This window comes from Micromonospora sp. NPDC005205, assembly GCF_040608275.1.
Taxonomy (GTDB): Bacteria; Actinomycetota; Actinomycetes; order Mycobacteriales; family Micromonosporaceae; genus Micromonospora.
Window position 1 is genome coordinate 98,534 of the sequence record NZ_JBEXHV010000022.1, and the last position, 14,167, is coordinate 112,700.

9 protein-coding genes are annotated in these 14,167 nt (G+C 72.5%); 4 read left to right on the top strand and 5 right to left on the bottom strand.

Annotation, left to right across the window (positions count from 1 at the left end; genetic code table 11):
* Positions 1 to 302: 302 nt before the first annotated feature.
* From ABZU43_RS28910 to pcaF, 4 genes are all read right to left on the bottom strand, one after another.
* The gene (locus ABZU43_RS28910) at positions 303 to 803 is read right to left on the bottom strand and encodes a DUF456 domain-containing protein (RefSeq protein WP_355009587.1); all 501 of its coding nucleotides are present in this window, start codon (positions 801 to 803) and stop codon (positions 303 to 305) included.
* A 109-nt stretch (positions 804 to 912) separates the two neighbouring features.
* Positions 913 to 3,102 carry an EAL domain-containing protein gene (locus tag ABZU43_RS28915; protein ID WP_355009588.1) on the bottom strand — a complete coding sequence of 730 codons (2,190 nt, stop codon included), beginning with the start codon at positions 3,100 to 3,102 and terminating at the stop codon, positions 913 to 915.
* Between the two features lie 4 nt (positions 3,103 to 3,106).
* Complete coding sequence (locus ABZU43_RS28920; protein WP_355009589.1) at positions 3,107 to 3,919, bottom strand: SAM-dependent methyltransferase; 813 nt, start codon at positions 3,917 to 3,919, stop codon at positions 3,107 to 3,109.
* 110 nt (positions 3,920 to 4,029) lie between these two features.
* Positions 4,030 to 5,235, bottom strand: a complete 1,206-nt coding sequence (pcaF, locus tag ABZU43_RS28925) for a 3-oxoadipyl-CoA thiolase (protein WP_355009590.1) — start codon at positions 5,233 to 5,235, stop codon at positions 4,030 to 4,032.
* A 106-nt stretch (positions 5,236 to 5,341) separates the two neighbouring features.
* Here pcaF and ABZU43_RS28930 point away from each other — a divergent pair, with 106 nt between their 5' ends.
* From ABZU43_RS28930 to ABZU43_RS28945, 4 genes are all read left to right on the top strand, one after another.
* A complete protein-coding gene (locus ABZU43_RS28930; RefSeq protein ID WP_355009591.1) occupies positions 5,342 to 6,307 on the top strand; it encodes a glutathione S-transferase C-terminal domain-containing protein in 966 nt (321 codons plus the stop codon).
* Positions 6,300 to 6,983, top strand: coding sequence for a DUF998 domain-containing protein (locus ABZU43_RS28935; protein WP_355009592.1), 684 nt, complete (start codon positions 6,300 to 6,302; stop codon positions 6,981 to 6,983). Before ABZU43_RS28930 ends, ABZU43_RS28935 begins: the two co-directional genes overlap by 8 nt.
* A gap of 168 nt (positions 6,984 to 7,151) precedes the next feature.
* Positions 7,152 to 8,444 carry a dicarboxylate/amino acid:cation symporter gene (locus ABZU43_RS28940; RefSeq protein WP_355009601.1) on the top strand — a complete coding sequence of 431 codons (1,293 nt, stop codon included), beginning with the start codon at positions 7,152 to 7,154 and terminating at the stop codon, positions 8,442 to 8,444.
* A gap of 69 nt (positions 8,445 to 8,513) precedes the next feature.
* The gene (locus tag ABZU43_RS28945) at positions 8,514 to 9,578 is read left to right on the top strand and encodes an NADH:flavin oxidoreductase/NADH oxidase (protein WP_355009593.1); all 1,065 of its coding nucleotides are present in this window, start codon (positions 8,514 to 8,516) and stop codon (positions 9,576 to 9,578) included.
* A 50-nt stretch (positions 9,579 to 9,628) separates the two neighbouring features.
* On the opposite strand, the gene ABZU43_RS28950 is transcribed toward ABZU43_RS28945, so the two are convergent.
* Complete coding sequence (locus ABZU43_RS28950) at positions 9,629 to 13,225, bottom strand: ABC transporter ATP-binding protein (RefSeq protein ID WP_355009594.1); 3,597 nt, start codon at positions 13,223 to 13,225, stop codon at positions 9,629 to 9,631.
* Positions 13,226 to 14,167: the final 942 nt, after the last annotated feature.

Genomic DNA, 14,167 nt, shown 5'->3' on the forward strand with positions numbered 1-14,167 from the left:
CCGCCGTCGGGCTAATTGCGTTGCCGACCGGCCACCCCGGCCGGCATCCTGGACCAGTGACCAGGCCCGACAGGGCCTACCCCGGGCGCTCGGACCGCCCGACCCGGTGGCGCGGGGCACGCCTCTCTCTCACGTACGGCCATTCCGCCGTACCCGAAAAGTGCCCCGCGCCCCACTCCCCCTCGCCGCGCGTCACGCCTCCTGCACCGCGCCGATCTTGCAGTTTCAGTTGCCGATATCAGCGGGATGCGCCGTATGTCAGCGCAGTAAGTGCAAGATCGCGGGGCTCGGGCTGGGTCAGGTCAGGTCAGGAGGAGGCCGGCTACCCAGAGGGCCGCGACCAGGAGGCCGGCCAGGAACTCCACCAGCATCGACAGGCCGGCGGCCTTCAGTGCCTGCACGGTGGAGGGCCAGGCGAGCTGATTACTGCCCAGCCGGAGCCGTTCGGCCGCCCACACCCCGGCGACAAAGCCGAGCACCAGGCCGACGACCGGCACCACGAAGAACCCGATGATGCCGAGCACCCCACCGGCGAGCAGCGTGGACGTCGGCACACCGGTGCGCTTCAGGTTCCGGCCCGGCCACGCGTACTTGATCACCGCGCCACCCCCGGCGACCAGCGTGGCGGCGGCGAACACCGCCCAGCCGACCAGGCCCGCGCCGCCGAAGATCGCCCAGAGCAGCACGCCACCCCAGCACAGCGGCAGCGCCGGCAGGCCCGGCACCACCACGCCGGCCAACCCGGCCAGGATGGCCAGCCCGGCCACCACCGTTACCGCCGTCTGCGAGTCCGTCAGGTCCACGCCGCCATCCTCCGTCGCCACCCTCCGGACCGGAACGATCCCCCTCTGCGCTGCGTGCCGTCGCTTCGCGCCACGCTGCTGAGCTTGCTGGTTCGCTCGCTGCGCTCGCTCACGACGACGCTCCGCCGCGCAGCCGGGCGGTGATCACGTCGGCCGGTGCTGGCGCACCGAAGAATCGGCCCTGCCCGGTGTCGCAGCGCAGCGCCCGCAGCCGTTCCGCCTGCACGCCGGTCTCCACCGCCTCGGCCGTGACCCACAGCTCCAGGGCGTGCGCCAACCGGACCAACGCATCGACGATCCGTTCGTCGCGGTGGTCGGCCGCCACGTCGGTCCCGTCCGCGCGGATGCCCTCCACGAACGGACCGGCGAGCTTGAGGCAGTGGATCGGCAACCGGCGCAGGTACGCCAGGTTGGAGTACCCGGTGCCGAAGTCGTCGACGGCCAGCCGGACGCCGAGCGCGGCGAGCCGGTGCAGGCTGCGCAGGGGTTCACCGGCACTGCCCATCACGGCGCTCTCGGTCAGCTCCAGTTGGAGCAGCTCCGCGGGCAACCCGCTGGTCTGCAGGGCATCGGCGACGGTGTCCACGATGGCCGGTTCGTCGGCCTGCCGGGCGGCCAGGTTGACGCTGACCACCAGCCTGGCGTCGGGGAACTCCCGCCACCACCGTTCGGCGTCCTCGCAGGCCCGCCGCAGCACCCACTCGCCGAGCCGGACGATCAGGCCGGTCTCCTCGGCCAGGCCGATGAACCGGTCCGGCCCGATCAGGCCCAACTCCGGATGCTCCCAACGGACCAGCGCCTCCACCGCGAGCATGGTGCCCTCCAGCAGCGACACGATCGGCTGGTAGTGCAGCACGAACTCGCCCCGCTCCAGCGCGGCGGGCAGCCCGGCGACCAACGCCGCACGGGCGATGTCCCGCGCGCCGCGCTCGGGGTCGTAGACCGCCCACCGGCCCCGGCCCGCCGCCTTGGCCCAGTAGAGCGTGGTGTCCGCGGCCTTCATCAGCTCGGACGCGCTGGTCTCCGAGGCCGGGCACTGGACGATGCCCACACTGGCCGAGACGGCCAACTGGTGCTCACCGACGTGGACCGGGGCCGCGACGGCGGCCAGCGCCGCTTCCGCCACGGAGACCGGGTCGTCGGTGTCGTCGCCCCCGTCGACGAGGATCACGAACTCGTCGCCCCCCATCCGGGCGACCAGGTGGCCGTGGTCGGCCACGCAGGCGGCCAGCCGTCGGCCGATCATCACGAGCAGCCGGTCACCGAGGTCGTGGCCGAGACTGTCGTTGATCGCCTTGAAGCCGTCCAGGTCGAGGAAGCACACCCCGACGCGCTGCCCGGCGTCCGCGGTGTCGAGCACCCGTCCCAACGTCTCGAAGAACAGCGTCCGGTTGGGCAGCCCGGTCAGCGGATCGTGCAGCGCCTGGAAGCGCAGCCGCTGCTGGAGTTCGTACCGCTCGGTGATGTCCTCGATCATCGCGACGGTGAATCGGGGCCGACCCTCGTGTCGGATCAGCGAGACGGCCAGATCCGTCCAGACCGTCGTGCCGTCCTTGCGGTAGTAACGCTTCTCCACCCGGGCCGCGTCGTGCTTCCCCTCGATCATCTCCTGGTAGAGCTCCCACATCCCGGCCGCGTCGTCGGCGTGGACCAGCCCTGTCACGTTGGTCTCGCGCAGCTCCTCGATCGAGTAGCCGAGCATGTCGGCGAACGCCTGGTTGACGTCGATGATCCGACCGTCCACGCCGGCGATCCCGATCCCGATCGCGGCGCCGGTGAACACCGCCCGGAACCGTGCCTCGCTCTCGCGCAGCGCCTGCTCGACCTCGTCGCGCGCCTGCCAGGCCGACCTGGCGATCCGCTCCTGCTGGCTGAAGGTGCGGTCGCGCAGCGCACGGGCGAACCCGGCGGCCAGTCCGCCCTGCACCGCTGCGATCCGGTCGGCGAGGTCGGCCGGCGGGTCACCGTCGCACAGCACCCGGTGCCCGAAGGTCGCGCCGAACGCGTGCAGCGTCCACTCCAGGGCCTGCGGCTCGGTGAGGTGCGCCTCCACCAGGGCCCGCCCGACCTCCTCGGCCGCTTCCGCGCTGAACGGCTCCGACCGTACCGCCTGGGCCAGCCGGATCGTGTGCGCCAGCAGCAGCCGCTCGGTCTCGGCCACGCTGAGCGGCACGAAACCGAGCCGACGCACCGCGCGGGCCCAGTCGGCGGCGAACCCCTGGGCGTCCGCCCGGCCGGCATCGACCCCGCCGGGGTCCCGGCCGGCATCGGCCCCGGCGGGGTCCGGGACGGCAGCCACGAGATCAGCCGGCGGGCTGGTCGTACCGGGCGACGCCCCCGAAGGCGCCGAACCGCTCCGGGTGCTCGTCCACGTCGGACGGTGAGTCCGGGCGCCAGAGCGGCATGTGCACCACACCCGGTTCCAGGACGGTCCAGTCGCCGAAGAAGCCGGTGACCTGAGCACGGGAGCGCAGGGTGATCTCGGTGGCGGTGCGGGCGGAGAGACGCTGGGCGTCCAGCATCTCCTGCGGTTGGTCCTCGAAGGTGGAGTGGGAGACGACCAGGAAACTGCCCGGCGCGGCGGCGGCCCGCAGGGTGGCGAGGATCGCCTCGGGCCGGTCGGCGTCCGGGATGAAGTGCACCACCCCGGCCAGCAGGATGCCCATCGGACGGCTGAAGTCGATCAGCCCGAGCTGTCGGGTCTCGGCGAGGATCCGCTCCGGCTCACGCAGGTCGGCGTGGATGACCCCGGTCAGGTCGTTGCCAGCCAGCAGCTCCCGGCTGTGCGCGACCGCCACCGGGTCGATGTCGACGTACACCACGCGGGCCTTGGGGTTCACCCCCTGCGCCACCTCGTGCACGTTGCCCACGGTGGGAATTCCGGAGCCGATGTCGAGGAACTGGTCGATGCCGGCGTCGAGCAGCACCCGGACGGCCCGGCGCAGGAACTCCCGACCGGAGCGCATGGTGGCGGCGAGATTCGGGGTCATGCTGGCGATCTGCTCCGCCAACTGCCTGTCGATCTCGAAGTTGTGCGCTCCACCCAGAAAGTAGTCGTACACCCGGGCCGCGCTCGGCCTGGTCAGATCGATCTCGGTCGGCAGTCCGTCCGGCATCTGCGTGCTCCCCAGTTCATCGCCGCGGCGCGGGACGGCACCGGCGTCGGGGCGCGCAGCGGGCACGCGTGGCCACCGGTCGACCCGCGGGTCGTGTGGTGTGGACCACTCTAGGCGGCTGACTCCAGCAACAGCGAGATGCCTTGACCAACGCCGATGCACATGGTGGCCAGAGCCCGGCGTCCGCCGCGACGGCGCAGCTCCAGGGCGGCGGTCAGCGCCAGCCGCGCGCCGCTGGCGCCGAGCGGGTGCCCCAGCGCGATGGCACCACCGTTCGGGTTGACGTGCTCGGCGTCCACGGGCAACCCCAGCTCACGCAACACCGCCACGGACTGCGCGGCGAACGCCTCGTTCAACTCCACCACGTCCACAGCGCCCACCTCGACGCCGACGCGTTCGAGCAGCTTGCGGGTGGCCGGCACCGGGCCGATCCCCATGATCCGGGGCGGCACACCAGCCGCCGCCGCGCCGACGATCCGGGCCAGCGGGGTCAGGCCGTACCGGGCGACCGCCGCCTCGCTGGCCACCAGCAGGGCGACAGCGCCGTCGTTGACGCCCGAGGAGTTGCCGGCGGTCACCGTGCCGCCGTCGCGGAACGGGGTGGGCAGCGCGGCCAGCTTGTCCAGCGAGGTCTCCCGGGGGTGCTCGTCGACCTCGACCAGCCTGGTCTCCCGACGACCCGCCGGCACCGACACCGACACGATCTCCTCGGCGAACCGGCCGTCCGCCTGCGCCCTGGCCGCACGCTGCTGCGAGCGGTACGCGAAGGCGTCCTGCTCGGCCCGGCTGACGCCGTACTCGGCGGCCACGTTCTCCGCCGTCTCCGGCATCGAGTCGACCCCCCACCCGTCACGCATCAGCGGGTTCACCAACCGCCAGCCGAGGGTGGTGTCGTACACCTCGGCCGAGCGGGAGTACGCCGACGTCGCCTTCGGCATGACGAACGGCGCCCGGCTCATGCTCTCCACCCCGCCGGCGATCACCAGCTCCGCGTCCCCGGCGACGATGGACCGGGCGGCGGTGGCGAGCGCGTCCAGGCCCGAACCGCAGAGCCTGTTGACGGTGCTGCCCGGCACCTCCTCGGGCAGGCCGGCCAGCAGCGCCGCCATCCGGGCCACGTTGCGGTTGTCCTCGCCGGCCTGGTTGGCGCAGCCGAGCACGACGTCATCGACCCGCGCCCAGTCCACCGACGGGTGGCGGGCGACCAGTTCCCGGATCACGTGCGCGGCCAGGTCGTCGGGGCGGACGCCGGCCAGCGCGCCCGCGTACCGACCGATCGGGGTGCGGACACCGGCCACCAGGTATGCCACGGTCATCGCGAGTCCTTAGGGGGTGCAGACGGCGGGGGTGGGGCACGCCCACCGGGTCACGAGGGCTGCCGGCCGCCAGGATATCCACGCCGGCAGCGGATAGGTTGACGGCATGGCCCGGGCCCAGTTCAGCGCAGAGACCAGTGGCGGCGGCGCGTTCGTCCGCCAGCCGAACCGGTTCACCGGTCGGGTCACCGCCGACTCCAGCTCGCCACCCGGCGGCGGCCCGGACGAGCAGGACCGCTGGCCGTTGGAGGCCGGCCGTTACCGGCTGATCTGGTGCCGGGCCTGCCCGTGGGCGCACCGGGCGAGGATCGTGCGTGGCCTGCTCGGGCTGGACGACGCGATCTCGTTGGGCACCGTCGACCCGATCCGGGACGAGCGGGGCTGGGCGTTCGCCCTCGACCCGGACGGCTTCGACCCGGTGCTCGGCGTGAGCTTCCTCTCCGAGGCGTACCTGGCCACCGACCCGGACTACACCGGCCGGGTGACAGTGCCGGCACTCGTCGACACAGTGACCGGCCGGGTGGTCACCAACGACTACCCGCAGCTCACCCTCGACTTCTCCACCGAGTGGCGGCGGCTGCACGCGCCCGACGCCCCGGATCTCTACCCGGTCGCACTGCGCCCCGAGATGGACGCGCTGATGGCCGAGATCCACACCGATGTGAACAACGGGGTCTACCGGTGCGGGTTCGCCACCTCCCAGCAGGCGTACGACGAGGCGTTCCGGGCGCTCTTCGCCCGGCTGGACGCGCTCTCCGAGCGGCTGGCCGGGCAGCGCTACCTGATGGGCGACGCGATCACCGAGGCGGACGTACGGCTGTTCACTACGCTGGTGCGCTTCGACGCCGCGTACCACGGGCACTTCAAGTGCAACCGCGACAAGCTGACCGAGATGCCGGTGCTCTGGGCGTACGCCCGGGACCTGTTCCAGACGCCGGGTTTCGGCGAGACGGTGGACTTCGACCACATCAAGCGGCACTACTACGGCACGCATCGGGAGATCAATCCCAGCGGCATCGTGCCACTCGGGCCGGACGAGTCCGGCTGGAGCACGCCGCACGGGCGTGGCTGAGCAGGGTCGGCCGACCGCCCCGACCCTGCCGAGCGCCCGCGGCGAGGTCGCCCGCCGGGTCGCCGGGTCCGCGGCGGCCGGCTGCACCCTGGCCGGTGCCGTGGCGGTGACGCTCGCCGTGGTCGCCGGTCCCGGTCCAGGGCTCACCGGGTACGTCAGCGAGGCGGGCATTGCCGGCAGCGCCCACGCCGCGACGTACCGGATCGGGATCCTGGCCCTTGCCGGCGCGTTGCTGCTGATCGGTGCGGCGCTGCCTCCCGGGGTGTGGGCGGCGGCCCCGGCCCTGCTCGCCACCGGGGCCGTGTTCACCGCCGTGTCGGGGGCGGTGACCTGCTCCGGCGGCTGCCCGTTGCCGCCGTTCGAGCGCGCGACGACGGCGGACCTGGTGCACGGCGGCGCGAGCATCGCGGCGACCGCCGCTGTGGTCTTCGCCATGATCGCGCTGGCCGTCTCCGTGCCGGCGGGCCGGACGGTGCGTCGGCTGGCCGGCGTCGCCGCCGTGCTGGCCCTGCCGCTCTGTGCCACGGTGGGGCTGGCGATGCTCGTGATCGGTCGAGGCCCGGTGGTGGGGGTGCTGGAACGGCTGATCCTCGCCCTGGCGGTGCTGTGGGGCCTGGGCACCGCCACCGCGCTGGCCCTCTGTAAGGAGCCTCACGCCGTCCGGTCCTTCCGATGAGCGGGAATCGGCGTATCGTCGGCCAGCGATGACCAATCTCTGGGGCCTCACTGTCCGCCTGTATGTCGATCTCCGACTGCAGGCCAGTGGCATCTGTCCGGGCTAGCCGCGTTCCCACGCCTGCCCCGATCGGACCGGACAATTGGATACATCCTCATGCCCTTCAGCCTGCGCAAAATTCCCTTCTCCGTGCAGATCCTGCTCGGCCTCGTGCTCGGCGTCGCGCTGGGCTTCCTTGCCCGCAGCAACGACCTGAGCTGGTTGACCAGCACCCTGCACACCGTCGGTAGCCTCTTCGTCCAACTGCTCAAGCTGGCCGTGCCGCCGCTGGTCTTCACCGCCATCGTGGTCAGCGTGGTCAGCCTGCGTGGCGTCGCCAACGCCGCCCGGCTCGCCGTCAAGACCCTCATGTGGTTCGGCATCACCGCGCTGATCGCGGTGAGCATCGGCATCGGCCTCGGCCTGCTCACCAACCCGGGCAGGGGCGTGACCCTCGACCTGGGTGGCGCGGCCGCGCCGAAGAACACCGGCTCGTGGACCGACTTCCTCACCGGCATCGTGCCCACCAACCCGGTCGGCGCGTTCGTCGAGGGCAACGTCCTCCAGATCGTCTTCCTCGCCGTCGTCATCGGCGCCGCGGCGCTGCTGGTCGGCGAGCCCGCCGAACCGTTCGTGGCGCTGAACCGCTCCCTGCTGGAGATCGTCCAGAAGGCGCTCTGGTGGGTCATCCGGCTCGCCCCGATCGGCACCCTCGGCCTGATCGGCAACGCCGTCGCCTCGTACGGCTGGGACCTGCTGGCTCCCCTCGCGAAGTTCACCACTGCCGTCTACGTCGGCTGCGCCATCGTGCTGTTCGTGGTCTACCCGCTGGTGCTGATCCTCGCCGGCCGCCTCAACCCGCTGCGCTTCTTCGCCGGCGCGTGGCCGGCGATCGAGCTGGCCTTCGTGTCCCGCTCCTCGGTCGGCACCATGCCGGTGACCCAGCGCTCCGTCGAGCGCCTCGGCGTCCCCCGCGAGTACGCCTCGTTCGCGGTGCCCTTCGGCGCGACCACGAAGATGGACGGTTGCGCCGCCATCTACCCGGCCCTCGCCGCGATCTTCGTGGCTCAGGTGTTCGGCGTGCAGCTCGGCATCGGCGACTACCTGCTGATCGCCTTCGTCTCGGTGGTCGGCTCGGCGGCCACCGCCGGCCTGACCGGCGCGATCGTGATGCTCACCCTGACCCTCAGCACGCTGGGCCTGCCGCTGGCCGGCGCCGGTCTGCTGCTGGCCATCGACCCGATCCTGGACATGATCCGCACCGCCACCAACGTCGCGGGGCAGGCGCTGGTGCCGACAGTGGTCGCCGCCCGCGAGGGCACTCTCGACCGCGCCGCGTACGAGTCCGCCGGCCGGCGTGACCTGACCGACCCGGAGCCGGTCGCCGACACCCGGCCCGAGCTCACCCCCGTTCCTGCCTGACCGATCAACCCCTACGGCGACGGGCCCCTCTCCCCGGGGGCCCGTCGCCGTGTCGGAGAGGATGACAACATGAGTTCCCTGTTCACTCCCCTGGCCCTGCGCGGGGTCACACTGCCCAACCGGATCGCCATGGCACCGATGTGCCAGTACTCCGCCGGCCCCGACGGTCTGCCCACCGACTGGCACCTGATCCACCTCGGCAGCCGCGCGGTCGGCGGGGCCGGCCTGGTGCTGACCGAGGCGACCGCCGTACTCCCCGAGGGCCGGATCAGCCCACAGGACACCGGCCTCTGGTCCGATGCGCACGTCGACGCCTGGCGACCGGTGACCGCGTTCGTCGCCGCCCATGGCGCGGTGCCGGCCGTGCAGCTCGCGCACGCCGGCTTCAAGGCCTCCACCTACCGGCCCTGGGCGCCCGAGCGCGGTGGCGTGCCGGACTCCGAGGGCGGCTGGACGCCCGTCGCCCCCGGCTCGGAGCCGTTCACCGCCGACTACCGGACGCCGACCAGCCTCGACGAGGCCGGCATCGCCGGTGTGGTCGACGCGTTCGCGGCCGGAGCCGTACGCGCCCTGGACGCCGGCTTCGCCGCCGTGGAGATCCACGCCGCTCACGGCTACCTGCTCAACGAGTTCCTCTCGCCGCTGACCAACCGCCGCACCGACGCGTACGGCGGCGACCGCGCGGCCCGGATGCGGCTCACCCTGGAGGTGGCCCGCGCGGTGCGCGCCGCTGTCGGCGAGGACGTGCCGGTGCTGACCCGGATCTCCGCCACCGACTGGGTCGAGGGCGGCTGGACGATCGAGGACAGCGTGGTGCTCGCCGGTGAGCTGGCCGGCGTCGGCGTCGACCTGGTCGACGCGTCCTCCGGTGGGGTGAGCACGGACCAGCGCATTCCGCTCGGCCCGGGTTACCAGGTGCCGCTGGCCGCCCAGATCCGCCGCGAGGCCGGCGTGCCGACCGGCGCGGTGGGCCTGATCGTGGAGCCCGAGCACGCCGAGCAGATCGTCGCCAGCGGCGAGGCCGACCTGGTGCTGCTGGGTCGGGAGTTGCTGCGCGACCCGTACTGGCCGCGCCGGGCGGCCGCGAAGCTCGGCGTCGCGTACTCCGGCCCCGCCCAGTACGCCCGCGCCTGATCCTGCCGGTCGGGCGGCTGCTCACCCAGCAGCCGCCCGACCGTCGGCACTCAACCCGCCAGGTGTGACCAGTCGCCCTCCAGGTCCTGCCAGGTGCCCTGGGCGGCCACCGTGCCGCCGATCAGCACCACCACGTGGTCGGCCCGGACCAACGCGGCGCGCTTCGCCGTCGAGCCGACGACCGTCACCCCGTGGCCGCGCAACGCCTGCCATAACGCCAGCTCGGTGGTGACGTCCAGCGCCGACGACACGTCGTCGGCGACAAGCAGTTCGGTACGCGGTGCCAGCGCACGGGCCAGCGCCAACCGCTGCAACTGCCCGCCGGACAGCCGGGTGCCCTTGTGCCCGATGAGCAGGCCCAACCCACCACCGGCGGCGGCCAGGTCATGGTCGAGCTGGGCGGTGCTGACCGCCCCCGCCGCGTCCACCTGGTGCCCGAGCGCGATGTTGTCGACCACCGTGCCGGAGAGCACCCGGGGCAACTGACCGACGTAGCCGACCTGGTTGGGGCGCAGGAACAGCTCCGGCTCGGTGACCGGGTCACCGTTCCAGGCCAGCTCACCGGTGTGGTGCACGATCCCGGCCAGCCCGCGCAGCAACGAAGACTTGCCCGACCCGACCGGCCCGACGACCAGCACCAACTGCCCCCGCTGCACGGTGAGGTCCACGTCCCGGACGGCCACCGTGCCGTCGGAGTGCACCACCCCGAAGCCACGCAGCTCCAGCCGGCGCAGCGGATGCCGGGGTGGCATGGTCGGCGCGGGCGCCGTCCCAGCGGTCAGGTCGACCTCCGGCACCCCCGCGGAGTACGTGCTCACCCCGGTCATCGCCACGGTGCGTCGGGTCCAGACCCGCGCCGAGGGCAGCTGCGAGATCAACGACGCCGTCGTCCAGGCGAACCAGCGGGCCGCGCCCAGAGTGGAGACGGCCACCAGCACCGCCCCGGCGGAGAGCGAACCATTCAGGTAGAGCGCCCAGGCCCCGATCGGCAACAACCCACTGGCCATCGACGGTGTGGAGCGTGCCCACACCTGCACCGAGATCTCCCGCCGCTGCCGGTCGCTACGGAGCACGTCCAGGCCGGCCAGGTGACGCAGCACCGCAGTGGTCGCGCCGGCGAGCTTCACCGTCCGCGCCGCGGAGAGCGCGGAGACCAGCGCCGTGGCGAAGGAGGCCCGCGCCGCCACCGTCGCCCGGGCCGCACGCTCCAGCTTCGGCCCGAACAACGTCGCGGCCAGCCCGGAGACGACCATCGTCCCGAGGAAGAACAGCCCGGGTACGACGCTGCCGGTGACCGCCGTCATGGCGACCACGAGCACCAGCGCGACGGTCTGGTCCAACACGTTGTCGGCGAGTTGGACCACCCGCTCGGTGTCCCCACCCTGCGCCACCACCTCGGCGGGGGTGTGTGAGCTGACCCGGCGCGGCCCGGTCTGGCCGTGCACCAGCCGAAGGCCGATCCGCAGCATCTGCCGCACCCACCACTGCGGGAACCAGACGTGGGTGTAGAACGGCAGCGGCAGGGTGACCAGCAACCCGGCGACGATCCCCACCGCCGGCAGGTACGGGTTGCCGGTCCCGTCGACCAGATCCGCCCAGAGCCAGGGCAGCACCGGGCCGTCCAGCCCGAGCAGGCTGAGCCCGAGGAACAGCACGATCGCCGCCGCCCCGTACCGGGGATCGTTCGTGCAGAGTCGGAAGATCTCCCGCAGCGTCCGGGCCGGCGGCACCGGCGGCAGCGGCGGCGGATCGGCCCGGGTCGGCCCGACCGCGTCCCGCGTGCTGTCGGGGGGTGTCTCCCGTGTGGCCTGCTCATCCGGCTCGGCCCGCGTCGACGCCGGCTCGATCGGCCAGGCGACGGCCTGCTCATTCGCCGCGACCGGCTCGCCCCGCGCCGGCTCGCTCGGCCACGCGTCCGGGCCGGGGCCGACCAGCAGGTCGGTGCCGACGCCGGTACGACCGGCCGGCGCCACCGTCGCGTACGCGGCGGCATGGCTGGTCGCCAACAGTTCCGCGAAGCGCGTCGACGTCTCCAACGGACCGGCCTCGACCACCGCGCCGTCGGCCAGGACGACCACCTCGTCACAGCGGCGCACCGAGGAGAGTCGGTGCGCGATGACGATGCCGATCCGGTCGCGCAGCAGTCGTTCGGTGGCCCGCTGCACCCGCGCCTCGGTGACCGGGTCCAGCCGCGCGGTGGCCTCGTCGAGGATCACCACGTGCGGCTCCCGGACCAGGATCCGAGCGAACGCCACCAACTGCTCCTGACCCGCGGAGAGCACGTGCCCGCCCTCCCCCAGCCGGGTCGCCAACCCGTCCGGAAGCTCGGCGATCCAACTCGCCAGGCCCAGCTCGTCCAGCGCCCGAGCCGCCGCGTCGAGCAACTCCCCGTCGAAGAGCGCCACGTTCTCGGCGAGCGTGCCGGCCAGGATCTCGGTGCGCTGCGGCACCAACGCCACCCAGCGGCGCAACTGCTCGACGTCGAGGTCACACAGGTCGGTGCCGCCGAGGAAGACAGTGCCCGGCGGCACGTCGACCGCCCGGGTGAGCACCTTCGCCAGCGTCGACTTGCCCGAGCCGGTCCGCCCGATCAGCGCGTACGAGCGACCGCGCGCGAAGGTGAGGCTGAGCCCGCGCAGCGCGGCACCCCGGGCACTCTCCCCGTACCCGAACGTCAGGTCCCGAATGCGCAGGTCGCCCTCGCTCGGGCTGGCCCCGCCGACCGGTTCCTGCCGGGCCTTGGAGAGCAACTGCACCCGCGCCCACGCGCCGAGCGCCTCCTGGATCTCCGGCACCATCCGGCTGACGTGTTCCGCTGTCGCCCCGAAGGCCAGGGCGAGCAGCCAGATGGCGGTGAGCCGGGCGGCGTCGATCCGGCCGGTGGCCAACGCCCAGGCACCGCCGAGCACCACCGCGCCGATGCCCGCCCGGATCGTCGCGGTGGCCACCGTCGCCACCCGGGCGGACAGCACCCAGACCACCAGGCCACGGGAGAGCACGGCGGAGGCCCGCCGGGCGTACAACCGCAGCACGTACGGCCGCGCCAGACTGGTGCGTACGTCGTCCTGGCCGTGCACCGCCTCCTCCATCACGGCCGCCAGGTCGGACCACGCCTCCTCCTCGGCCATCCGGGCCGGGCCGATCCGCGCCGTGGGCCGGCGCAGACCAACCGCGAGCGCCACGGTGAGCAGCAGCATCGCGATCCCCGCCGGCCACCACACGAACAGCGCAACGACCATCGACAACAGACCGACGCAGAGGCCCTGGGCGAGACGGGTGCCCTGGTTACGAATTGCCGACGCCACCTGATAGACGTCCCCGTCGATGCGGTCCAGCAACTCGCCGACCGGAGTGGTCTCCAGGGTGGGCAGATCCTGCCCGAGAGCGACGCGGCACAGCCGGCGACGCACGTCGGCGGACCAGTCGGCGGTCAGACCGGCCATCAGCAGACTCACCGCGAGGTCGCTGAGGACCACAGCGACAAGGGCCACGGCCAGCACGGCGAAGAAACCAGCCGAACGGTGCACCAGCACCGCGCCGGCCAGCGCAGACGCGCCCGCCTGCCCCGCGGCACCCAGCACGATCAGGACGGCCACGATCGTCACACGACGGGTCGACGTACCCCACAGATCACGGAGCAGGCGCATGGAAAGTCCTCCGGGACGTGGGTGGCGGAGACCTCAGCCTGCCGGCAGCACCCCGTCATCTCAACCGATTTACCCGCCCCTGAGCTGGGCTTCCGTCAGTTCCGCCAATGACCAGGACAGGGCCGCTCCGTGGGCGTTTGACCGATTTGAGAACTTCTAGCCGGTCGGCGCACGGCGTCAGAGGTCTAGATCGACTCGGGTTCTGTGATATCGCGGTGTCCGGGCGGCCGGGACAGCGCGACTTCCACGTACGCGAGTGGATCACGCGGGTGAGGGGTGATTTTGCTGCCCTGAGCCACGCGCCCAATGGAGTTTTTGTCGGTTTCTGGGCCGTCTGGGGTGTGGCCGGGGGCACTCGTGGGCCGGAATCATGGCCGGGGCGGGGTCGTTACATACCCTGACGATGGCAGTACCACGGCCCGCCGCCGACCTTCCAAGGTTGGTCGCGCAGGTCGGAATGAGAACCTCCCCCGGTCGTTGCAGTCCCCACGGACGACCGACGGGCACCGCTTAGACAGGGTGCCGGCAGGTGGGCCATTCCGGAATGACCTCGGCCCCCCGGTCGTTACAACCCCCACGACCGCTGGCACCGCCGCGATGAGGGTGCCGATGGAGGGGCCAACCCCGGAATGACCCCGGCCCGGCGGTCGTTACACAGGGTCCCGGCGCCACGAGCCCCCACGCTCGCCAGGCCGCCGACTCCGACGCCCGATCAGGCGTCACCCCTCAGACTTTTCCCCTTTGTAAGTGCAGCGCCGGACGAGGTGCTCACACCCTGCCGCCGCCCCCCCCTTTTGGCGGTGTGGGTGTTCTACCCCCGAAGGAGCTACCCCCATGAACACGATCATGCGTAAGAGCATGCTGTCTGTTGCTGGTCTCGCGTTCGCCGGTGGTGTCTTCGCCGGCCCGATCGCCGCCCACGCCGCCAGCCCGGCCGTGGAC

What these genes read in the sequence shown, in the direction of transcription:
- ABZU43_RS28920 (WP_355009589.1), bottom strand. Translation starts at nt 3,919, where the DNA reads ATGCCGGACGGACTGCCGACCGAGATCGATCTGACCAGGCCGAGCGCG.
- pcaF (WP_355009590.1), bottom strand. Translation starts at nt 5,235, where the DNA reads ATGACCGTGGCATACCTGGTGGCCGGTGTCCGCACCCCGATCGGTCGG.
- ABZU43_RS28930 (WP_355009591.1), top strand. Translation starts at nt 5,342, where the DNA reads ATGGCCCGGGCCCAGTTCAGCGCAGAGACCAGTGGCGGCGGCGCGTTC.
- ABZU43_RS28945 (WP_355009593.1), top strand. Translation starts at nt 8,514, where the DNA reads ATGAGTTCCCTGTTCACTCCCCTGGCCCTGCGCGGGGTCACACTGCCC.
- ABZU43_RS28950 (WP_355009594.1), bottom strand. Translation starts at nt 13,225, where the DNA reads ATGCGCCTGCTCCGTGATCTGTGGGGTACGTCGACCCGTCGTGTGACG.